The organism is Bacteroides sp. MSB163 (assembly GCF_036416795.1).
GTDB lineage: Bacteria > Bacteroidota > Bacteroidia > Bacteroidales > Bacteroidaceae > Bacteroides > Bacteroides maternus.
On sequence record NZ_CP143867.1, the window covers coordinates 2,209,405 to 2,227,803 of the forward strand.

At 39.4% G+C, this 18,399-nt stretch carries 24 protein-coding genes, 1 tRNA gene and 1 pseudogene; 13 read left to right on the forward strand and 13 right to left on the reverse strand.

Annotated elements, in window-relative coordinates; translation table 11 throughout:
* Window positions 1-36 precede the first annotated feature (36 nt).
* The 3 genes from VYM24_RS07640 to VYM24_RS07650 all read left to right on the forward strand — a co-directional run bounded on the left by VYM24_RS07640 (window position 37) and on the right by VYM24_RS07650 (window position 2,283).
* Window positions 37-1,188: a TlpA disulfide reductase family protein gene (locus VYM24_RS07640; protein ID WP_330941900.1), complete on the forward strand. Its 1,152-nt coding sequence runs from the start codon at window positions 37-39 to the stop codon at window positions 1,186-1,188.
* 184 nt (window positions 1,189-1,372) lie between these two features.
* Window positions 1,373-1,837 carry a transcription elongation factor GreA gene (gene greA / locus VYM24_RS07645; protein ID WP_007211964.1) on the forward strand — a complete coding sequence of 155 codons (465 nt, stop codon included), beginning with the start codon at window positions 1,373-1,375 and terminating at the stop codon, window positions 1,835-1,837.
* A 53-nt stretch (window positions 1,838-1,890) separates the two neighbouring features.
* Window positions 1,891-2,283 (forward strand): HIT family protein, encoded by a 393-nt coding sequence (locus VYM24_RS07650; RefSeq protein WP_291550090.1) that lies wholly within the window; start codon window positions 1,891-1,893, stop codon window positions 2,281-2,283.
* 107 nt (window positions 2,284-2,390) lie between these two features.
* Here the strand turns inward: VYM24_RS07650 and VYM24_RS07655 are convergent, their stop codons facing one another.
* The gene (locus VYM24_RS07655; RefSeq protein ID WP_291550091.1) at window positions 2,391-3,476 is read right to left on the reverse strand and encodes a mannose-1-phosphate guanylyltransferase; all 1,086 of its coding nucleotides are present in this window, start codon (window positions 3,474-3,476) and stop codon (window positions 2,391-2,393) included.
* 157 nt (window positions 3,477-3,633) lie between these two features.
* On the opposite strand from VYM24_RS07655, the gene VYM24_RS07660 reads away from it, so the two are divergent.
* A tRNA-Leu gene (locus VYM24_RS07660) sits at window positions 3,634-3,717 on the forward strand.
* Here the strand turns inward: VYM24_RS07660 and VYM24_RS07665 are convergent.
* Together VYM24_RS07665 and VYM24_RS07670 are read right to left on the reverse strand one after the other, a co-directional pair.
* Window positions 3,683-5,248, reverse strand: coding sequence for a recombinase family protein (locus VYM24_RS07665; RefSeq protein ID WP_195570419.1), 1,566 nt, complete (start codon window positions 5,246-5,248; stop codon window positions 3,683-3,685). The genes VYM24_RS07660 and VYM24_RS07665 overlap by 35 nt on opposite strands.
* Before the next feature lie 362 nt (window positions 5,249-5,610).
* Entirely contained in the window at window positions 5,611-6,237 is a 627-nt protein-coding gene (locus VYM24_RS07670; RefSeq protein ID WP_120381907.1) for a recombinase family protein, read from the reverse strand.
* A gap of 131 nt (window positions 6,238-6,368) precedes the next feature.
* Here VYM24_RS07670 and VYM24_RS07675 point away from each other — a divergent pair, with 131 nt between their 5' ends.
* The gene (locus VYM24_RS07675; protein WP_016268865.1) at window positions 6,369-6,587 is read left to right on the forward strand and encodes a hypothetical protein; all 219 of its coding nucleotides are present in this window, start codon (window positions 6,369-6,371) and stop codon (window positions 6,585-6,587) included.
* Between the two features lie 5 nt (window positions 6,588-6,592).
* Here VYM24_RS07675 and VYM24_RS07680 read toward each other — a convergent pair whose 3' ends face one another.
* Entirely contained in the window at window positions 6,593-6,811 is a 219-nt protein-coding gene (locus VYM24_RS07680; protein WP_005791420.1) for a helix-turn-helix domain-containing protein, read from the reverse strand.
* A gap of 105 nt (window positions 6,812-6,916) precedes the next feature.
* Here VYM24_RS07680 and VYM24_RS07685 point away from each other — a divergent pair, with 105 nt between their 5' ends.
* Entirely contained in the window at window positions 6,917-7,399 is a 483-nt protein-coding gene (locus VYM24_RS07685) for a hypothetical protein (RefSeq protein ID WP_057098937.1), read from the forward strand.
* Between the two features lie 102 nt (window positions 7,400-7,501).
* Here VYM24_RS07685 and VYM24_RS07690 read toward each other — a convergent pair whose 3' ends face one another.
* Complete coding sequence (locus tag VYM24_RS07690; protein WP_057098936.1) at window positions 7,502-8,500, reverse strand: hypothetical protein; 999 nt, start codon at window positions 8,498-8,500, stop codon at window positions 7,502-7,504.
* 107 nt (window positions 8,501-8,607) lie between these two features.
* On the reverse strand, window positions 8,608-8,805 hold the full coding sequence (locus VYM24_RS07695; protein WP_016268862.1) for a hypothetical protein: 198 nt from the start codon (window positions 8,803-8,805) through the stop codon (window positions 8,608-8,610).
* A gap of 648 nt (window positions 8,806-9,453) precedes the next feature.
* Here VYM24_RS07695 and VYM24_RS07700 point away from each other — a divergent pair.
* The 7 genes from VYM24_RS07700 (at window position 9,454) to VYM24_RS07730 (ending at window position 15,128) form a co-directional block, all read left to right on the forward strand.
* Window positions 9,454-10,362 (forward strand): hypothetical protein, encoded by a 909-nt coding sequence (locus VYM24_RS07700; protein ID WP_007662042.1) that lies wholly within the window; start codon window positions 9,454-9,456, stop codon window positions 10,360-10,362.
* A 125-nt stretch (window positions 10,363-10,487) separates the two neighbouring features.
* Window positions 10,488-10,775 (forward strand): helix-turn-helix domain-containing protein, encoded by a 288-nt coding sequence (locus VYM24_RS07705; RefSeq protein ID WP_004310673.1) that lies wholly within the window; start codon window positions 10,488-10,490, stop codon window positions 10,773-10,775.
* Between the two features lie 5 nt (window positions 10,776-10,780).
* Window positions 10,781-11,854, forward strand: coding sequence for an AAA family ATPase (locus VYM24_RS07710; protein WP_138292415.1), 1,074 nt, complete (start codon window positions 10,781-10,783; stop codon window positions 11,852-11,854).
* A 163-nt stretch (window positions 11,855-12,017) separates the two neighbouring features.
* Complete coding sequence (locus VYM24_RS07715; RefSeq protein ID WP_138292414.1) at window positions 12,018-12,983, forward strand: toprim domain-containing protein; 966 nt, start codon at window positions 12,018-12,020, stop codon at window positions 12,981-12,983.
* 145 nt (window positions 12,984-13,128) lie between these two features.
* Window positions 13,129-13,512, forward strand: coding sequence for a MobC family plasmid mobilization relaxosome protein (locus VYM24_RS07720; RefSeq protein ID WP_138292413.1), 384 nt, complete (start codon window positions 13,129-13,131; stop codon window positions 13,510-13,512).
* Complete coding sequence (locus VYM24_RS07725) at window positions 13,478-14,404, forward strand: relaxase/mobilization nuclease domain-containing protein (protein WP_138292412.1); 927 nt, start codon at window positions 13,478-13,480, stop codon at window positions 14,402-14,404. Before VYM24_RS07720 ends, VYM24_RS07725 begins: the two co-directional genes overlap by 35 nt.
* A 4-nt stretch (window positions 14,405-14,408) precedes the next feature.
* Window positions 14,409-15,128: a hypothetical protein gene (locus tag VYM24_RS07730; protein WP_138292411.1), complete on the forward strand. Its 720-nt coding sequence runs from the start codon at window positions 14,409-14,411 to the stop codon at window positions 15,126-15,128.
* Between the two features lie 52 nt (window positions 15,129-15,180).
* Here VYM24_RS07730 and VYM24_RS07735 read toward each other — a convergent pair whose 3' ends face one another.
* The 7 genes and pseudogenes from VYM24_RS07735 to VYM24_RS07765 all read right to left on the reverse strand — a co-directional run bounded on the left by VYM24_RS07735 (window position 15,181) and on the right by VYM24_RS07765 (window position 18,243).
* Window positions 15,181-15,513, reverse strand: a complete 333-nt coding sequence (locus VYM24_RS07735; RefSeq protein ID WP_138292410.1) for a helix-turn-helix domain-containing protein — start codon at window positions 15,511-15,513, stop codon at window positions 15,181-15,183.
* A 121-nt stretch (window positions 15,514-15,634) separates the two neighbouring features.
* A pseudogene (locus VYM24_RS07740) lies at window positions 15,635-16,054 on the reverse strand (hypothetical protein).
* A complete protein-coding gene (locus tag VYM24_RS07745; protein ID WP_230372598.1) occupies window positions 16,008-16,247 on the reverse strand; it encodes a hypothetical protein in 240 nt (79 codons plus the stop codon). The pseudogene VYM24_RS07740 and the gene VYM24_RS07745 overlap by 47 nt, the downstream one beginning before the upstream one ends.
* A 98-nt stretch (window positions 16,248-16,345) precedes the next feature.
* Window positions 16,346-16,636, reverse strand: a complete 291-nt coding sequence (locus VYM24_RS07750) for a hypothetical protein (protein WP_138292409.1) — start codon at window positions 16,634-16,636, stop codon at window positions 16,346-16,348.
* A 14-nt stretch (window positions 16,637-16,650) separates the two neighbouring features.
* Window positions 16,651-17,073 (reverse strand): SecDF P1 head subdomain-containing protein, encoded by a 423-nt coding sequence (locus VYM24_RS07755; RefSeq protein WP_007662070.1) that lies wholly within the window; start codon window positions 17,071-17,073, stop codon window positions 16,651-16,653.
* A gap of 16 nt (window positions 17,074-17,089) precedes the next feature.
* Window positions 17,090-17,503: a hypothetical protein gene (locus tag VYM24_RS07760; RefSeq protein WP_004294812.1), complete on the reverse strand. Its 414-nt coding sequence runs from the start codon at window positions 17,501-17,503 to the stop codon at window positions 17,090-17,092.
* A 155-nt stretch (window positions 17,504-17,658) separates the two neighbouring features.
* Window positions 17,659-18,243 (reverse strand): Crp/Fnr family transcriptional regulator, encoded by a 585-nt coding sequence (locus VYM24_RS07765; RefSeq protein WP_317193219.1) that lies wholly within the window; start codon window positions 18,241-18,243, stop codon window positions 17,659-17,661.
* Window positions 18,244-18,399: the final 156 nt, after the last annotated feature.

An 18,399-nucleotide genomic window follows, 5' to 3' on the forward strand; every position in this document is an offset into this window, starting at 1 on the left:
TGCACGTTCTTTCTAATAGAAATTAAGAAGCTAAATATGAAAAAGATCTGTTTTGTTGCACTTGCCGCTTTGGCTTTAAGTGCATGTAATTCTGAACCGAAATTCAAAGTTGAAGGTGAAGTTTCAGGTGCCGATGGTAAAATGCTGTACCTGGAAGCAGCTGCTTTGGAGGGTATCGTGCCCTTGGATTCTGTAAAGTTGAAGGGTGACGGTTCTTTCAGTTTCAAACAAACACGTCCGGTATCTCCGGAGTTCTACCGCCTTCGTGTGGATGACAAGGTTATCAATTTCTCTGTGGATTCTACGGAAACTATCGGACTGAAAGCGCCGTATGCTGATTTTGCTACGGCTTATACGGTAGAAGGTTCGGCAAACAGCACCAAGATAAAGGAATTGACGTTGAAGCAAGTGCAGTTGCAGAATGAGGTGAATGAGTTGGTGAAGAAGATGCAGGCTCATCAGATAGGTGCCGATGTTTTTGAAGAAAAACTGGCTGCCTTGATGAAAGATTATAAGGATGAGGTGAAAACTAAATATATTTTTGCAGCTCCCAATACGGCTGCCGCTTATTTTGCTCTGTTCCAGAAACTGAATAATTACCTTATCTTCGATCCTTTGAATAGCAAGGATGATATTAAGTGCTTTGCCGCCGTTGCTACCAGTCTGAATAATTATTATCCGCATGCAGATCGCTCCAAGAATCTTTATAATATTGTGATTAAGGGGATGAAGAATACCCGTACACCGCAACAGAAAGTTCTGGAGTTGCCGGAAGAGGTTATTTCCGAAACCGGTATCATCGATATCAGCCTTCGTGATATGAAGGGGAATACCCATAAGTTGAGTGATCTGAAGGGTAAAGTAGTCTTGTTGGACTTTACTATTTACCAAAGTGCAGCTTCTGCTCCCCATAACTTCTTGCTGAATGACCTCTATACTAAATATAAAGATCAGGGACTGGTGATCTATCAGGTTTCACTGGATGCTGACGAGCATTTCTGGAAAACAACGGCTGATAATCTGCCTTGGATTTCTGTAAGAGATGCAAATGGAATTTACTCAAATGTGGCCGCTATGTACAACGTTAAGGAGGTTCCTTCTCTGTTCCTGATTAACCGGAATAGTGAGTTGAGCGCTCGTGGAGAGACTATAAAAGACCTGGACGCTGCGGTGAAAGCACTGTTGTAACTTGTTATAAATTAGAAGTTTTTATTTAAATATGTTACATAGCAGCAATTTTTGCTTGACACGCATTAATTAAAAGGCTATCTTTGCAAAAGAAAAATCGGAAGAGGGTTCCAGCATGCTGACCATGTTGGAATTCTTTTTTGTTATATAATACCATTTAGAAACTAAAAAGGAGGAAAAAAGTATGGCTTATATGTCAGAAGAAGGCTACAAGAAATTGATGGCCGAACTGAAAGAATTGGAGACGGTAGAACGTCCTAAGATTTCGGCTGCTATTGCCGAAGCACGTGACAAAGGTGACCTGTCGGAGAATGCGGAGTATGATGCCGCCAAAGAGGCGCAGGGCATGCTTGAGATGAAAATCAATAAATTGAAGACGATTATAGCAGATGCCAAGATTATTGATGAGTCTAAGCTGAAAACGGATTCCGTGCAGATTTTGAACAAGGTGGAACTGAAGAACATAAAAAATGGCATGAAGATGATTTATACCATTGTTTCGGAAAGCGAAGCTAATCTGAAAGAAGGAAAGATTTCTGTTAACACTCCCATTGCACAAGGTTTACTTGGTAAGAAAGTGGGTGATGTAGCTGAAATCAAGGTGCCGCAGGGCATGGTTAATCTTGAAGTAGTGAACATATCATTTTAAAGTAAAGGCAGGTCCGTATGCGGGCTTGCCTTAATTTATATATCATAAAAGTTATGGCAACAATATTCAGTAGAATTATCGCAGGTGAAATACCAAGCTATAAGGTGGCGGAGGACGATAAGTTCTTTGCATTTCTGGACATCAATCCGCTGGTGAAAGGGCATACGCTCGTCGTTCCCAAGCAGGAAGTGGATTATATCTTTGATCTGGATGATGAAGGTCTGGCAGCAATGCATGTTTTCGCCAAGAAGGTGGCTCGTGCCATTGAGAAGGCTTTTCCTTGCAAGAAAGTAGGTGAAGCAGTGATTGGTCTGGAAGTACCTCATGCGCACATTCATCTTATTCCTATGCAGAAAGAGTCGGACATGCTGTTCTCCAATCCAAAGCTGAAACTTTCTGATGAAGAATTTAAAGCTGTTGCCGAAGCAATTCGTGCTGCATTCTAAAAATAAAACTCCTTCCTTTTATAATAAGAACGGGGACTGAATCCATTTCAGCCCCCGTTTCCTTTATTCTGGTTTGAAAGTCTATGCTTTCAAATTTCGATATCCGGTTAGATGTAATCTTCCCCTAACTTTATTTGTGCGTCATTTACGTATTTACGGATAGAATGTTCTTCATCCTTCTTGCAAATCAGCAATACATTGTCCGATTCAGCGATGAGATAACCTTCCAGGCCATCAATAACGGCGAGTTTGTTTTGTGGGAGCACCACGATGTTGTCTTTACTGTTGTACATTAGAGACTCACACTTCAAGGTTACATTCCCTTCTTTGTCCTTTGGGGACAAGTCATACAATGAACCCCATGTACCTAAATCGGACCAGCCGAAATCTCCTAATGAAACATATACATTGTCTGCTTTCTCCATGATGCCGAAGTCGACGGATACATTGGGGCATGCAGGGAAATTTTCGTCGATGAATGCTTTTTCGGCAGGAGTACCGTATACATCTTTACCAGGAATCAATTTGCTTGCCAGTTCGGGAAGTAGTGCTTCCACGGCTTTGATGACAGAGTTTACATTCCACATGAAGAGACCGGAGTTCCAATAAAATTCTCCGCTTTCTACGAAAACTTTGGCTAACTCCAGTTCAGGCTTTTCGGTAAAGGTCTTCACCTTGTAGAAATTGTCTCCTGCTTGTTCGGCTATCTGAATGTAACCATAACCTGTTTCGGGACGGTTCGGTTTGATACCGAGAGTAAGCAACTTTTCTGATTGAGATACGAACGTCAAGCCTTTTTCTATGGCATCAAGGAATTCTCCTTCCTTCAGAATCAAATGATCGGATGGAGCTACCACGATATTGGCATTCGGGTTTAATGCGCGAATGTGATAAGCTGCCCATGCGATACACGGAGCAGTATTTCTGCGTGTAGGCTCCAGCAAAATTTGTTCGGGATTCAATTCAGACAGTTGCTCCTTTACAAGATCAGCGTATAAATCGTTTGTAACGATAAGTATGTTCTCTGTGGGAATAACTTTATTGAAGCGGTCGAAGGTTTGTTGCAGTAATGACCTGCCTGTGCCAAAGAAGTCCAGAAACTGTTTAGGGAGTGTTTTTCGACTAAACGGCCAGAAGCGACTGCCGATACCTCCACCCATGATAACACAGAAATTATCCTTATTTGTTGTCATATCGTTTGTTTTAAAAGTTTCTGCTAAAGTACACTATATTTTGGAAACACGGAATGTTTGTAGAATGTTTTATGACTTTTTTCTCCTTTTTTTAGGAAAAGTATTGCAGGTTTAGAAAAAAGCCGTATCTTTGCACCGCAATTGAGAAATCAAACATGCCCAGATGGCGGAATCGGTAGACGCGCTGGTCTCAAACACCAGTGGATTCACTTCCATCCCGGTTCGACCCCGGGTCTGGGTACTGAAGCGGAGAAAGTTGAAAAACTCTCTCCGTTTTTCTTTTCTACCCCTCGTAACTCGTTGGTTTGCTGATAGATTAAATCAAGAACTTTGTTATAAGAATTGGTTCGATATGTTTTTCCGTCAAATTCGATTTTTTCGGGAAACATCGAACTTATCAGCTTAATTTTTACTCCTACAGACGCATTTCTTATATAGCTATCTATATTGTTTATCAGATTGATAGAGTAGTTTAGTTTTGGTTCGATATTACCACGGTTAGGGTTCTCACGCATTTCAATCTGTTGTTGCATGGCTGAGGCTTCTTTTGTGTATCTCTCCAACATTCTGTTATATTGTTCTTTGGTTAAGTCTCCGTCCAGATATTTATCCTCAATGCTATTGATACGTTTTTGGACGGTAGAAAGTTCATTTTGCAGTGCTGCTGCTTCTTTTTTGCTTTCTCCTTTGCGTTCGTTTTGCAAATCCTTTAGAATTTCGTTATACAAGTCCAATACCGTTTTATTGGGCTTTAATTGGGCTGTATATCGAGCGAACTCTTCGTTTACGTTCTCTGCTCTCATTCTTATATGTTTTTGATTGTTACAACAAAAGTAGTAGGTGTATTTGCCGCCATTGCCCGAACTTGTAGCACCAGTTAAGGCACAACCACATACGGGGCAGATTAAAAACTTCCGCAAAAATAAGTCAGGATTTATGGCTTTGGATAGTTTAGGTGTTTTCTTTCTTTTGCCGTCTAATATTTCTTGAACTTTGTAGAATGTTTCTTCATCTATAATTGCTTCGTGTTCACCGTTTACATAATATTCGTGTTCTCCTTTGTATGCTGGCACACGAATTTTACCGATATAAAATTTGTTACGTAGCATTTCAAGAAATGAACTTTCGGGTATATTATATCCTTTTCTTGCAAACTTCCTACGGATATAACAAGGTGTTTCAATGCCTTTAGCCACTTCCTTAAATATGGCTTGTATAAATGGTGCTGTATTGGTATCTATTTCTACATGGGTTTCATGTTTGCTAATACGTACATTCTTATATCCTCTTGGTGCTTTATTAGCACATTTCCCTTTTGCCAATGTTCCATGAATACCGTCCATTGTGGCTTTTGACCTCTTGATGTTGTCGCATTGTGCCGAGCCTATGTGTACTCCCAATAAAAGGGGCCAAGTGTCAGAATTGAAGTCTAAAGGTGCTTCGATTGCATTTGGTTCAACTCCCAATTTGATTAATTCTTTTAGGTTTTCACTGGCACTGATAATATCTCGTGAATATCTATCCCACCGCAAGAATAGTAACTTATTCACTTTACCTTTGTTCTTACGTATATAGTTCATTATTCCTTGTATAACAGGACGTTTCTCAAATGTTTTAGCACTCTCGTCCTCTCTGTATGGGATATTATCAATGATGTTATATCCCATTTGGTTACAATACTTCCGTAAGCGTTCTTCTTGTATGTCTAAGCTGGCTCCTAATGTTTGTTCATCCGAACTTACTCTACAATATATTATCACATTTGCATTCATAATTCTTGTTTTTTAGTTAATGCTATTTTTTCATTCTCTATCTGCAATTCTGCTAATAGGTATAGATATTGTCTCACTATTTTTACTTTCTCATTATCGTATTTTTCTTTACCTTTATTGAGTATCGCTGCGCATTGTTCCAATGGTATCATTAGATACTGGTATTATTGTGTTGCAATGTATGATGCAACTTATTCTTACACATTCAATCAATCCACAAGACAAGGAAGTGCCTAGGCATGAATGTGCTTCTTGCCCCATATATCATTATTTGAAGTAAAAGATATTTTTTTAAGTGAATTGATGTACCAACATTGCAAATATACGACCTATAAATACAATTACCACTTTTGATGTGTAAATTATGTTAATTTGGTTAATTTACGCAAGGTGTTGATACTTGTTCCCGTCAGTTTTGAGGTATTTCGGAGTGAATACCCTCTTTTCAAGAGTCTAATTTCTTCTCCATACTCTTCCCTCATAGCCTCATCGCTTTTCGTATATCCCATTTTTCGCCCTACCTTACCACCATTATTGAGGAAATTCTGATAGCCGCTCGCTACACGTTCTCGAATGGTCTTGCGCTCCATACGTGCTACTTCGGCAAGTATAGTGATAAGAAATTGGCTCATTGGATTGATTTCTCCCTCTGGAGTAAGTGTTTCAATATTATAATTTTGAATGAATACTGATACTCTGTTTTGATTGAGTATCTCTATGGTTTGTAAAACTTGTAGGGTATCACGTCCAAGTCTGGATAGTTCGGTTATTAATACTTTATTTATATTGTGTGAGTTGATATAGCTTATCATATTCATTAGTTCTATGCGTTCTATGTTCTTTTTTGCTCCAGATACTTTCTCCGCAAATATAGCCTCAACTACCCAGTTGTTTGCTGAGGCTAATGTTCTCAAATCATTTATTTGACGTTCATAGTCTTGTGTTCCGTTGGTACTTGATACTCGTGCAAAGATTACTACTTTTTTCATGGTGTTACTTGTTTATGATGCAAAGATAGTGACGTATATTTAATATAAATCATTTATAGCGTTAAATAAGGCTAGAAATATGGTAAATATTAAATATTTATCATTCCTTTGTGGAGTAAAATATACACAATATGGATAATAAACAAGAAAGAACAGTTGTTCACGTTGAATACAACGGACAACATTACTATTTTGGCTCACTCTCTGCAATTTATACGAAATTCAGTCCTAAAGACTTGGGTATCGCATTGGGGACATTAAGAAATTATGGATTGAAAGAAGAAAAGCCGTATCAGAACTCTCTATGCACTATAAGAAAAGGTTTTTTGATAACGATGCCTAAAAAGTAAAGTAATTATTCTACATCTAATAGGTCTTTTAGCCTAACTCCTAAAGCAAGACTAATTTTATATGCGTTTTTTATCGTCAGATTGGTGCGTCCAGCTTCAATTCGCGACATATTAGCTTTTTCAAAGTTGCATTTAGCTGCCAAGTCTTGTTGACTTATTCCTTTTTCAAGCCTTATTTCCTTTATTTTGTCTCCTATTTTAATAAAAAGTTGCTGCTCATTCATTTTTCTGTAGTTATCATTTGTGATAACAAAGAAAAGGGCTTATCTTTGCAGACTGGTTATCATATATGATAACTAACAAATTCTTAATTAATAAACTCTTATAAGATGAAAAAGAATGTATTTATTTTGTTTGTAGTTCTTTTAACTACTAGTGTGTTTATGTCTTGTTCCAGTGATGATGACAATGACAATGGAAAAGTTGAAAATACCATTATTATCAATGGTAAAGAGTACCTTAATGATGAGTCTGCATCTGTGTCGTACAACTCTTATAGTCAGTCTATTAGTTTTGAGGCTGGCTTTAGTAATCCAGAAAGTCTTATGGATATAAGTTATTTTACGATTGCAAGTAATGATGCTGCTAGTGTAGATAAGCTAACCAACGGAATGGAACTTAATGCTAAAGTTAAAGAATTTGTGAAAAATACAGATTTAGGCTCTAGCTATACTTATACTACAGTAGGTGGAAAAGTCGTTGTGGATAATGTGACCTCTGAAACTATAACGCTTCGTTATGATGATTTTAAGTTCACAAAAAATGGTAGTGAATATACGATAAAAGGTAGAGTTCTTTATCACAAAAATTAATCACAATAATCTTTTAGATTAAACTGACACAAAAAAAAGTGTATCAATAGGTCTTTTGATAGATTATATTGATACACTTTTTGTTTTGATACATAAGCCTCATCAAAGTAACAGATTACGTATCTTTTCAATAGGGTTTTCGCTAGTTGAGGCTGATGTCATTGCATGATAAACCGTTTCAAACTTTTTCATTCGTTTTGTTGCTCCGCTGCGTGAACTGAATTTACTTCTAACATCCTGCTCTAGTAGTTTTAAGTCACCATTGTACCTTTCGAGAATGATTTTCATTGCCCAATTTTCGTAATCATCAAAAGTTGTGTTTGGCATATTGGCTGTAGAATTACCGAAAACCTTGTCAAATTGAGCAAGGATAGGGTTTGTATCGGAATTTAGTACACTGAATATTTTGGTATCGGTCAAATTCAGATACTTCATTATCTTTTTAGGCGTGTCTAATGTAATTTCAAATCTGGTTTTCTCTTTGAAATAGTCTATTACTGATTGTGGTTGTGATAGGCTATTTAAAAAGTCTTTATTGTGGCTGGTACATATTTCTTTTTCTTTATTATATAAGGTGATTGTCTCCGTACAATCTTTGGATTTCACATCTTTAGTAAACATAATTCCCTCTTTATCGTAATGTGCCCACTTGAAGCGTCTATAGTTGTTTACTTGCGAATTAAGAGCGTCCAGAAGATTATCACTTAGAATAAGGTTTGCATCATAAGTTACATCTACTGATGTAATTGCCCCATTTGATAAGATACTATCTACGTCAATATCACAAATATTTAGTTGGTTTATATTGGTTAGACATTCTTTGATAGTATCTCTTGAAATTAAGTCTGGATATTTTTCTTTCAAAATCTTACTGGAAAATTCAAGAGTTAAGGTTTGTTTTATATAACTGACAGCTATATAAAGGTTATAAGGTATATTTATATCATCTTTAGAACTATAAAATATACCTATTTTCTCTCCACTACGTGAATGAAACATTTCATTAAACTTCACTTTAGTATTGAGAAGATATTTATAGTTGGATTTAATTTTAATTCTATCAAAAGTGATTAATCGTTTCGTTTCATATTGCGATGTCATTAAAAAATTAAAGTTATTCTTTTATTCTTGTGGGAAATGTACTCTGTAGGCTACAATTTCCCCCTTTGATAATGGAGTATATCAAAGGACTATGAAAAGAGAGGGGATTATTGCCCCTCTTTTTCTGTCTTGTCACTTGAGTTGTCATCTGGTTTGACTGGTATAGTCTTCCAGTAATTACTCATGCCTTGTGATATTGCTTGGATATGCGAAGCTGACTTGCTTCTACCTCTTAATGATTGACTGATTTTCGCTTTGGTATCGTCTCCAAGATTACGATACATTCTTTTTCCTATATTATCCATATTAATTGATTTTATACTAGATAAATAGTAAAATGAAGTAAGAATGTAAAGAATAGTAGGTTGATTTCACAGAAAAAATATCTGGACCAGAAAATTTAGATACAGAGTCGTTTGTTCTTATTAACCATACCTGCTAAAATAGGGTATTTTAAGAGCCGAGTTACGGTGCTATGTCTTGTCTATTAATCACATAAGAGATAAACCTTAATTCACTTACAAACTAATATGTTATTTACCATACTTGCTTTGTATCATTAAATATTTTATCTTTGTGGTTGAGAAATAGTTAATTTGAAATGATGTAATCCAAATATAAAAGGTTGGCTTTTATAATGGTATCAGTTCCCGTAGTTCCCAAATTAAATCCAAATCATGTAGGAATTGGTTCGAGAACAGAACGGTTAAGGGTACGAATAAATCCTGATAATCACTTGATTATCAGGATTTTCTCTTTCTGTAAGGCGTACTAAATGTGTACTGATTGACGAAAACAAGAATAGAGTGTACTTTTATAGTTCTCGCCCCTGCATCTTTATAATTTCTTAACTCTTATACTTTCCTTTCTCCCTTATTATTGCCAATGTTTTCTCGGAAAATAAGATTTCCAGCTTATATTTGTAGTGGAAACGATTTTATAAAGATACGGTTATGGAAAATTATATAGAAACCAATTTCAGAGAGATACAGAAGATTTTGGATAGTTGCATAGCACATGACTATAAAACCAAAGTAGATGAACTATTTTTAAAGCGTGAGTATTTGACGCAAGCCCAACTAAAGGACTATTTGCGCCAAGAAATTTTCCGTGTGACTGAGAATATTGTAACCATTCAACAAAAATACCGTGTATTGCAATACATTGTGTTGGATATAAATATTCCCGATTTCCTGTGGGAAAGCAGTTTCTTTGAGGTCTTAAATCCTGATGAAAAAAGAAAGTATGTAGGTTTCCGGTGTTCTAATTTCGATATGGATGCATATTTACGTGAACCATCCTGTTATGAAGAACAACTTCCCTACTTTTCTATCATTATTAATTTTGTCGTATTTTCTAAGTATTTGACCCATCTTCAAGAACAAGAAAGCAAATACTATACAGATACGGTTGCCATCCAAGAACAGACCTTGCCAAAAGAGAAAAAAGAAAGTACGGAAAATAAGCCAGTCAAGATTGTAGGCAAAATCAGCCCTTTCAAATCCGTACTTACCCCGAAGGAAATCAACTTGCTTGCCGACTGTATTAATGAAGCTCATGTTTTTACTACCACCATAAATGCTAAAATACTTACCGATTTTTTCAATTGTAAACTTGACGGAGTCCTGAAAGTCAATAATACACGTTTGTTTGCCTATCTCATGATGCAGCTTGGTTGCTATAATTACATTGTTTATGAATGGCAGTCCGTCATAGCAAACAATAAGCTGATATTGGGAAAGATAAAAGGCGAACCACTTACACGTACTGATTTGTCAAGCGCGACAGACCAAGCAAAATCTATCTATCCGAAAGGATATGAAATCATAGACAAATACATCAAACAACTGAAAAAAGGTTGAGCATAGATTGAACGCTCAAACAAAGGTCAATTAGACTTCATTTTCAAGCTCTTAACTTTGCCCCCGTTAACAAAAAAAACGAGGGTGCGCACCTTCATATTGTTTCACCTAAATTCCTAAACAATATGGAAAGAGATTTAGAGTTAAGAGTTTCCGAACTCGAAAAGATGTTGTTCCTTTCAAAGAATGTGCTTAGCTTCGATGAAGCGAGCAAGTTCTTGAACCTTTCAAAAAGTTACCTGTACAAGCTGACTTCGGGTAACTTGATACCTCATTACAAACCGCAGGGCAAAATGCTTTATTTTGAGAAAGCGGAGTTGGAAGCGTGGTTGCGTCAGAACCCGGTGAAGACGCAGGCGCAGATAGAGCAGGAAGCGCAGAAGTATATCCTTAACCGTCCTCTAAAGAAATAATGGCTATGGAAAACAAGAAGAAAGAGGAAACCGGACAAGGTATAGCCATGACGAAAGAGGATTTTGCGACCCTTTGGAAAACCATTCATTTAAAAGTGACGGACACTTATGAAGTACCGCCCGAAATTCTTTGGGTGAACGGTTCTACCATTGGCACGTTGGGTAATTTCAGCGCATCCACAGGCAAAGCCAAGAGCAAAAAGACATTCAACATTTCCGCTATCGTTGCGGCGGCGTTGAAGAATGACGAGGTACTGAAGTATTCTGCATGCCTGCCACCGAACAAGCGGAAAATTCTCTATGTTGATACCGAACAGAGCAAGTACCATTGCCATAAGGTCATGGAGCGTATTTTGCGCCTTGCCGGACTGCCGACAGACAAGGATAGGGAGGATTTTGTTTTCATCGTGCTAAGGGAGCAGACCCCCGACAAACGGAAGCAGATTATCGGCTATATGCTTGAAAATATGCCCGATGTGGGGTTGCTCATCATTGACGGAATCCGTGACTTGATGTATGACATCAACAGTCCGAGCGAATCGACTGACCTAATCAATCTCTTGATGCGCTGGTCAAGCGGCTATAACCTGCATATCCACACCGTATTGCATTTGAACAAGGGGGATGACAACACAAGGGGGCATATCGGCACGGAACTGAACAACAAGGCTGAAACCGTCCTGCAAATCACGAAAAGCCAGCAGGACGGTAACATAAGCGAGGTAAAGGCGATGCACATACGTGACCGGGAGTTTGACCCGTTCGCATTCCGTATCAATGACAACGCATTACCCGAAGTCGTGGACGGTTATGTATTCAAGCAGCCCAGCCAAGACAGGGGCTTTCCACTGGCGGAACTGACGGAGCAACAGCACAGGACGGCTTTGGCAAACGGTTTTGGCAAACAGGTTATATATGGTTACGAGAATGTCCTAAAGACCTTGAAACAAGGCTATGCGAGTATCGGCTACGAGCGTGGGCGCAATATCCATGTGGAACTGAACAAGTTCCTTGTGAACAAGCGCATGATTGTGAAAGAGGGCAAGGGCTACCGCTACAATCCCGATTTCCATTATTAAAAGTCAGTTTGGTTTAGTCCGGGTGTATATATAAGCGTAACGGACTGTTTGTTTCCCGGTATCGGAGCAGGCAGGTTTAGTATGGTACGGGTGTATATATAACGGACTAAACAGGACTGGCGCACTTTTCAACTATTTTTTTATCCCCAAAAAAGAAAATGTTATGAACATCGAAGATGTGAAACAAATACCCATCGCAGACTATCTGCACAGTTTAGGTTACCCTCCCGTCAAGCAGCAGGGTAATGGTTTATGGTACAAATCACCGTTAAGGGAGGAACACGAACCGTCTTTCAAGGTGAACACTGACCGCAACCTTTGGTATGACTTTGGCGCAGGCAAGGGCGGTAACATCATCGCACTGGCAAAGGAACTCTATTGCTCCGACAGCCTACCATACCTTTTAAACCGGATAGCGGAACAGACACCGCACGTCCGCCCGGTCAGTTTTTCTTTTCCCCAGCGTAGGACAGAACCGAGTTTCCAGCATTTGGAAGTCCGTGACCTTACCCATCCGGCATTGCTCCGTTACTTGCAGGGACGGGGTATCAATGTCGAACTGGCAAAAAGAGAATGTAAGGAACTCCACTTTACCAATAACGGCAGACCGTTCTTTGCTATCGGTTTCCCGAACATGGCAGGAGGTTACGAGGTTCGCAATTCCTTTTTTAAGGGTTGCATCGCCCCGAAAGACATTACCCATATACGGCAGCAGGGAGAGCCGAGAGAGAAATGTTTGGTATTCGAGGGTTTTATGGACTATCTTTCTTTCCTCACGCTCCGGATGAAGAATTGTCCGACCATGCCCGACCTTGACAGGCAGGACTATGTTATTCTTAACTCGACTGTCAACGTGCCGAAAGCCATTGACGTGCTGTCCCCGTATGAGCGCATCCACTGTATGCTTGATAATGACAAGGCAGGGTTTGAAGCGACACGGGCTATCGAATTGGAATACTCCTACCGTGTACGTGACTTCTCGCACAATTATAGGGGCTATTCGGACTTGAACGATTACCTGTGCGGCAGGAAGCAGGAGCAGAAAAACGCAGCCAGCCAAACGCAGGAAACGAAGCAGGAAACCGGACAACGTGCCGCCCCAAGGCAGAAAAGGGGTAGGGGCATTTAGTCTGGCAGGATTACCAACGGCTGGCGGTTTATTTGGAGAGCAAGGTTATGTTTCGGTAAACCGAAACTACCTTGCTTTGCTCACCGCAAAGAAAATTTCTCCCGTTGGTCGCAATTTTTAAGACACCATTTAAACGTAAAAAAACATGACGAATATAAAGGACAAGCCGGGGGGACGTCCGGCAAAGAAACGGATAGAGAAGCAGCAACGGGTTGTCAGTACGAAACTGACCGAGTTGCAGTATTACGCCATCAGAAAGCGAGCCGGGGAAGCCGGGTTGCGTGTCAGTGAGTATGTCCGGCAGGCGGTTGTTTCGGCAGAGGTCATACCCCGATTGAACAGGCAGGATGCGGACACCATCCGCAAACTGGCAGGGGAAGCCAACAACATCAACCAGTTGGCGCACCGGGCGAATGCCGGAGGTTTCGCACTGGTGGCGGTGGAACTGGTGAAGCTCAAAGATAGGATTATTGAAATCATAAACCATTTGTCGGATGATTGGAAAAATAAAAAAGGGAAGCGGTTTTAAGGGCTGTGTGAACTATGTGTTGGGCAAGGAGCAGGCGGTTTTGCTTCATGCGGACGGGGTTCTGACTGAAAGCCGGGGCGATATAATCCGCAGCTTCTGTATGCAGACCGGAATGAATCCCGATTTGAAGAAACCTGTCGGACATATTGCGTTAAGTTATTCGGCAGTGGATGCGCCCAAATTGACAGACGGGAAGATGGTACAGCTTGCGCAGGAGTATATGCGTGAAATGAAAATCACCGATACGCAGTATATCATCGTGCGCCATCAAGACCGGGAACACCCACATGTGCATATCGTGTTCAACCGTATAGACAACAACGGCAAGACCATTTCGGACAGGAACGACATGTACCGTAACGAACAGGTATGCAAGAAGCTGAAAGCCAAACACGGGCTTTATTTCGCCGAGGGAAAAGAGCAGGTGAAGCAGCACCGATTGAAAGAGCCGGACAAATCAAAATACGAGATTTACACGGCTGTGAAAAACGAAATCAGCAAATCCCGTAACTGGCAGCAGTTGCAGCACAGGTTAGCGGAAAAGGGTATCACTATCCAGTTCAAACGAAAGGGACAGACCGACGAGATACAGGGCATATCCTTTTCCAAAGGCGAATACACGTTCAAGGGTTCGGAAATAGACCGTAATTTCAGTTTCTCCAAACTGGATAAATGTTTTGGGGATGTAGGGCAGACGACAGTCGGAAGCAATAAGCAGACGGTTACCGCACCTGTTCAGAAACCAGTATCAGCACCCGACAAAGCGGATAATTCTTTTATAACAGGTTTAGGCGGTTTGTTTTCCGGTTTGTCAGCCCCGGCTGATGAAATGCCCGATGATTCCTTTTTGAGAAAGAAGAAGAAAAAAAAGAAAAAACAACTAAAGTTATAAGCGTATGGAGGAAAATTTGATTTTAGAGGGGCTTCTCTCAATGGTTACAGAACTGAAAGAGAAGCAGGAAGCACAGGTAACGCCAGCCAGTCGGGAGGAAACTCTTGAAAGACTGAACACAATCGAACAGGCATTGTCGGAATTGTACAGCAACCCGGCTGTTCCCGAAAAGGATTTGCAGGCTATCCGAAACCAGCTTGACGAGATAAGGAACAGGATGCAGGGTCAGCAGAAACATATTGAGGACACCAAGAAAATAGTATTGGAAATCTACCGTTGTTTCAAGGTAATGATTGATGCTTTGGGCTCTTGCAAGACGAATAAAGAGGACGCTGCACCCTTACCGCTCTATCAACGGATTTACAACAAGGTCGCTTCTTGGATTCGTCCGGGATTGTTTCTTTTTTCGGCAGTGCTGGTTATCTGTTCCGCTTCCATATTCTTGAATGTCCGTTTGGCTGAACGTATGCGGCAGTTACAGGACAACGATATAAAGTATCGCTATTTGCTGATGCAGGGACAGACAGACGGAGAAACTTTTGATATGCTGGAAAATAAATTCAAGTGGCAACGGGATAACGGTTTTATCCGAAGTCTGACCGATTCAGTGATAGATTTTGAATATCGCATCCAAAAGCAGGCGGAAGCACTGGAACGTGCAAGGCTGTTGAACGAGCAAGCTGAGCAACTAAAAAAAGAAGCCGATAAGTTGGGTAAGCCATAAACAGAGAAAGCCGGAACGGATGAAGCACATTCACCGTTTCGGCTGTTTTAATTCACTTCTTTTTCTTCGTGCAGTGTGCTTTCTCGAACTGGCGTAGCGTGGTAATGCTGAACCTTTCTTTAATAAACTCTCGGACATCGGAAGCCTTGTAATACACTTTTCCGCTGATTGTGAAGTACGGCAGCACACCGATAGCCCGGTAACGTTGAAGGGTTTTGATACTTACTTTGAACAACAGACACAAATCTTGATTATCCAACAGGTTATCATCTTCGGGCAGCACCTTATCGGCGTTACGCAACACCCGTACATCTTTGCAGAGTTCTTCCAGTTTGGCGTACAACTTCTGCATCCATTCGCCCAATTTATCATTCTCTAGATACATAATTGCTTCATATTTCAGATTGTACTTTTTGTGATTTGATGAAGCAAAGTTCAGAAAAAGAGTGCAAGGATATTACAGGGGTACTCATGGAGTCCATTATGAATAAATCGCAAATCGCTGATTATCTATATCCTTTTTTATCATGTTCCTTTCGGATAAGGTCTACCAGTCCATTAAGAAACTTGGTAAGTTTGCCCGGTTTTCGTTTTATTACGTCCTCATGTTTTTGGTGACAGTCGCTTATCTTGATATTAAACAACCATTCAAACCCTTTGGATAGGTCCACCAAATAGGCAGGTTTTCCGTTCTGATAGACAATGCTTTTGGAGAGGAACAGGCCGCTTACCATTTCCATGATGTTGATAAGGGCTGTCTTGTCTGCGAGATAGAGAGGGGAAAGTGTTTGTTTGCCAATCCGTTATTTGAATTGTTCCGGGTACTTGATGCGCCATTCGATAAGGCGATTTACATTATTTATTAGCCCTATTGCTTCATCAATTAGATGCAAATAAGGCATTTTTTTCTTGCTCAAACCGTACACGATACGATTTAAGACGGTGTAAGCCAAAGGAAAAGCAACGCAATAAAACGTTGTAATCCTGTTCGTTGATACTAAAATTGGCTACATGAATAGCCAACTCTTCAATAGCTTTTGTAAACTCCGATGCAGAAACTTTACGTTGTGAATATTCCGACAATAAGTGGAAAAATCGCTGTTCTAAAATTAGATTCATGTATGTATTCATATAAAAAATAAGCCTTAGCGAGACTTCGGAAAAGGCTTATTTCAATTCATAATATTGTAATCTGCAAGTTGTTGTGTTTTGGGTATTTAGAAAAATAGTTTATAGCAAAGTAATCCCAATAAAAATAGCACTAAAAGGCATATTGTAAGAAATATATATATCTTAAACAGATATATTTGGTCTGATTGCTCCTTTTCTATGGTTTTTTTACGGATTTCTTCTATCTTTTCAATGGAAACATTGGATAAATCAGCATTTTTACCTTTGCCTACAAGATATTTGTGATGTTCTTTCATCCTGTCTCTATTCAACTTGCGAAACTCACGGTTCTCTTTATCCCGTTGTAGCATATCATTTATGCAACCTAATGTTCCCATTTTCCAGTTAATATTTAATGTCCAAACCTTGATGTATCAATTTCTTTTTGTAGTTCCCTAAAGATACGTTCCAAATCATATCCATGCGGATTGGAAATTTGGAAACATCCGCTTTCTATGGAACTATTAACCTGAGGAGCAGTTATCACCGTGTCATTGAAAACGAAAGCGATGTACTTTCCTACACTCTTTGTTGTGGCTTCTCTCCATATAGGCAATTTATCTTGGAGGAAGACACCGGTAATGACCGAGTGTCCAAAAGCATCAGTTCCCAAACGTAAAGTATCGAAATCCTTAACAGTAAGGAAAGGTGTTTGTGAAAGGCTGTCTGTAGTCTGTGATGTTACGTAGTACCAGCCGTTTATCCGGTGAAAGGATTTTGTCTGCATACAAGCTGTCATTAGTAGGCAGAAAAAGAGAATTGTTGAAATCTTCATATCCGCTATTTTTAGGTTAATACATCTTCTCCAATGTCCACACCATCTTATTGGGATTATAGGCTTCCATTACGAGGTGTGTTCCTGTGTATTCCAGCACCGTCCATGGACCTGCTATGTTGTCGAACGTGATGATTTTTCCATTTACTTGGTAAGTAAAATCTGTGTTCCACATATATCCGTCTTCTTCGTTCGTTCTTGTATAAATGCCTTCTGATTCGTTGGTAAACTGAAGAATGGATTGTTTTGTGTAGTCTATTTCATCTTCGATATTGTACACGGTCATTTGCGCTTGCCAAGTAGTTTGCTTCAGGGCTTCGGGGGTGAAGACAGAAGTAGGGGCATCGTCGTTACTACAATTTGTCAGACATAACATGGCGCAAATAATGAATGTGGAAAGCACCATACATAAAGTAATTTTCTTTTTCATCTTGTCTTTTTTAATCTCTTGTTTAACTCATTCAATCTTTATTTTGTCTCTTCGTTGAACCAACCAAAGATAAGACAAAGATAAAAAGAAGAATCCTTTGGCAGATTAAGATACTCCTGGAATATTGTTATGAATGTAAATTTCTAAACCTATGTTTATTTTTTGTTGTCAAGACTTTGCTTGCGTCTGATTCGGCTCATGTGTACGGGTGTAATTTTGAGGTAGGATGCTATTTCTTTTAGTGATACCATTTGAAGGATTGCAGGGCATTTTTTTAAAAGTTGGAGGTAACGCTCTTCCGGTGTGAATCTGAATAAATCCAAATAACGTGAATATGATTGGAAAAACATCTGTTCGGCTGCGATACGGGCTATCCGTTGGCTTTCTTTGTTCTCCTCGAATTTTTGCTGTAAGAATGCAGAAGAACAGATGTAAATCTTGCACGGGATTATCGCCTGTATATTCAATTCTGATTTCATGCCATATAAGCAAGTGGGATAATCGCCTATAAATTCATTTGGAAAGGAAAAACCGACATTATACGGTTTGTTTTCTGTCCGGTTGGTGCAACTGTATTTGACTACGCCTGACAAGATAAACCCGAAGAAAGAACATGCATCACCTTCATGGAGAATAAACTCATTCTTTTTATAATGTCGTAATTCTCCATGTTTCAGACACAACTCCTTGAAGAAGTCTATGTCTATGTTACTCATATATGAATTGAATTCGGTTATCATTTGTATATAAGAGAAATGTATAAAAAATATCTGAATTTCCAGGTTTAAAGTTTAGTCTGTTTTTTGTCTATATATCCAAACCGTACTAAACTATTTTCTGTTGACTGTAAGATATAGGTACTGGCGAAAAGAGTAAGAATAAAGGGTATTTCTTTT

Coding starts and splice junctions, on each gene's coding strand:
- VYM24_RS07755 (WP_007662070.1), bottom strand. CDS start 17,073: ATGAAGATTTCAACAATTCTCTTTTTCTGCCTACTAATGACAGCTTGT.
- VYM24_RS07750 (WP_138292409.1), bottom strand. CDS start 16,636: ATGGGAACATTAGGTTGCATAAATGATATGCTACAACGGGATAAAGAG.
- VYM24_RS07705 (WP_004310673.1), top strand. CDS start 10,488: ATGGAAAGAGATTTAGAGTTAAGAGTTTCCGAACTCGAAAAGATGTTG.
- VYM24_RS07675 (WP_016268865.1), top strand. CDS start 6,369: ATGGATAATAAACAAGAAAGAACAGTTGTTCACGTTGAATACAACGGA.
- VYM24_RS07745 (WP_230372598.1), bottom strand. CDS start 16,247: ATGAATCTAATTTTAGAACAGCGATTTTTCCACTTATTGTCGGAATAT.
- VYM24_RS07655 (WP_291550091.1), bottom strand. CDS start 3,476: ATGACAACAAATAAGGATAATTTCTGTGTTATCATGGGTGGAGGTATC.
- VYM24_RS07725 (WP_138292412.1), top strand. CDS start 13,478: ATGATTGGAAAAATAAAAAAGGGAAGCGGTTTTAAGGGCTGTGTGAAC.
- VYM24_RS07720 (WP_138292413.1), top strand. CDS start 13,129: ATGACGAATATAAAGGACAAGCCGGGGGGACGTCCGGCAAAGAAACGG.
- VYM24_RS07730 (WP_138292411.1), top strand. CDS start 14,409: ATGGAGGAAAATTTGATTTTAGAGGGGCTTCTCTCAATGGTTACAGAA.
- VYM24_RS07695 (WP_016268862.1), bottom strand. CDS start 8,805: ATGGATAATATAGGAAAAAGAATGTATCGTAATCTTGGAGACGATACC.
- VYM24_RS07735 (WP_138292410.1), bottom strand. CDS start 15,513: ATGTATCTAGAGAATGATAAATTGGGCGAATGGATGCAGAAGTTGTAC.
- VYM24_RS07715 (WP_138292414.1), top strand. CDS start 12,018: ATGAACATCGAAGATGTGAAACAAATACCCATCGCAGACTATCTGCAC.
- VYM24_RS07680 (WP_005791420.1), bottom strand. CDS start 6,811: ATGAATGAGCAGCAACTTTTTATTAAAATAGGAGACAAAATAAAGGAA.
- greA (WP_007211964.1), top strand. CDS start 1,373: ATGGCTTATATGTCAGAAGAAGGCTACAAGAAATTGATGGCCGAACTG.
- VYM24_RS07670 (WP_120381907.1), bottom strand. CDS start 6,237: ATGAAAAAAGTAGTAATCTTTGCACGAGTATCAAGTACCAACGGAACA.
- VYM24_RS07760 (WP_004294812.1), bottom strand. CDS start 17,503: ATGAAAAAGAAAATTACTTTATGTATGGTGCTTTCCACATTCATTATT.
- VYM24_RS07765 (WP_317193219.1), bottom strand. CDS start 18,243: ATGATAACCGAATTCAATTCATATATGAGTAACATAGACATAGACTTC.
- VYM24_RS07640 (WP_330941900.1), top strand. CDS start 37: ATGAAAAAGATCTGTTTTGTTGCACTTGCCGCTTTGGCTTTAAGTGCA.
- VYM24_RS07700 (WP_007662042.1), top strand. CDS start 9,454: ATGGAAAATTATATAGAAACCAATTTCAGAGAGATACAGAAGATTTTG.
- VYM24_RS07690 (WP_057098936.1), bottom strand. CDS start 8,500: ATGACATCGCAATATGAAACGAAACGATTAATCACTTTTGATAGAATT.
- VYM24_RS07685 (WP_057098937.1), top strand. CDS start 6,917: ATGAAAAAGAATGTATTTATTTTGTTTGTAGTTCTTTTAACTACTAGT.
- VYM24_RS07710 (WP_138292415.1), top strand. CDS start 10,781: ATGGAAAACAAGAAGAAAGAGGAAACCGGACAAGGTATAGCCATGACG.
- VYM24_RS07665 (WP_195570419.1), bottom strand. CDS start 5,248: ATGAATGCAAATGTGATAATATATTGTAGAGTAAGTTCGGATGAACAA.
- VYM24_RS07650 (WP_291550090.1), top strand. CDS start 1,891: ATGGCAACAATATTCAGTAGAATTATCGCAGGTGAAATACCAAGCTAT.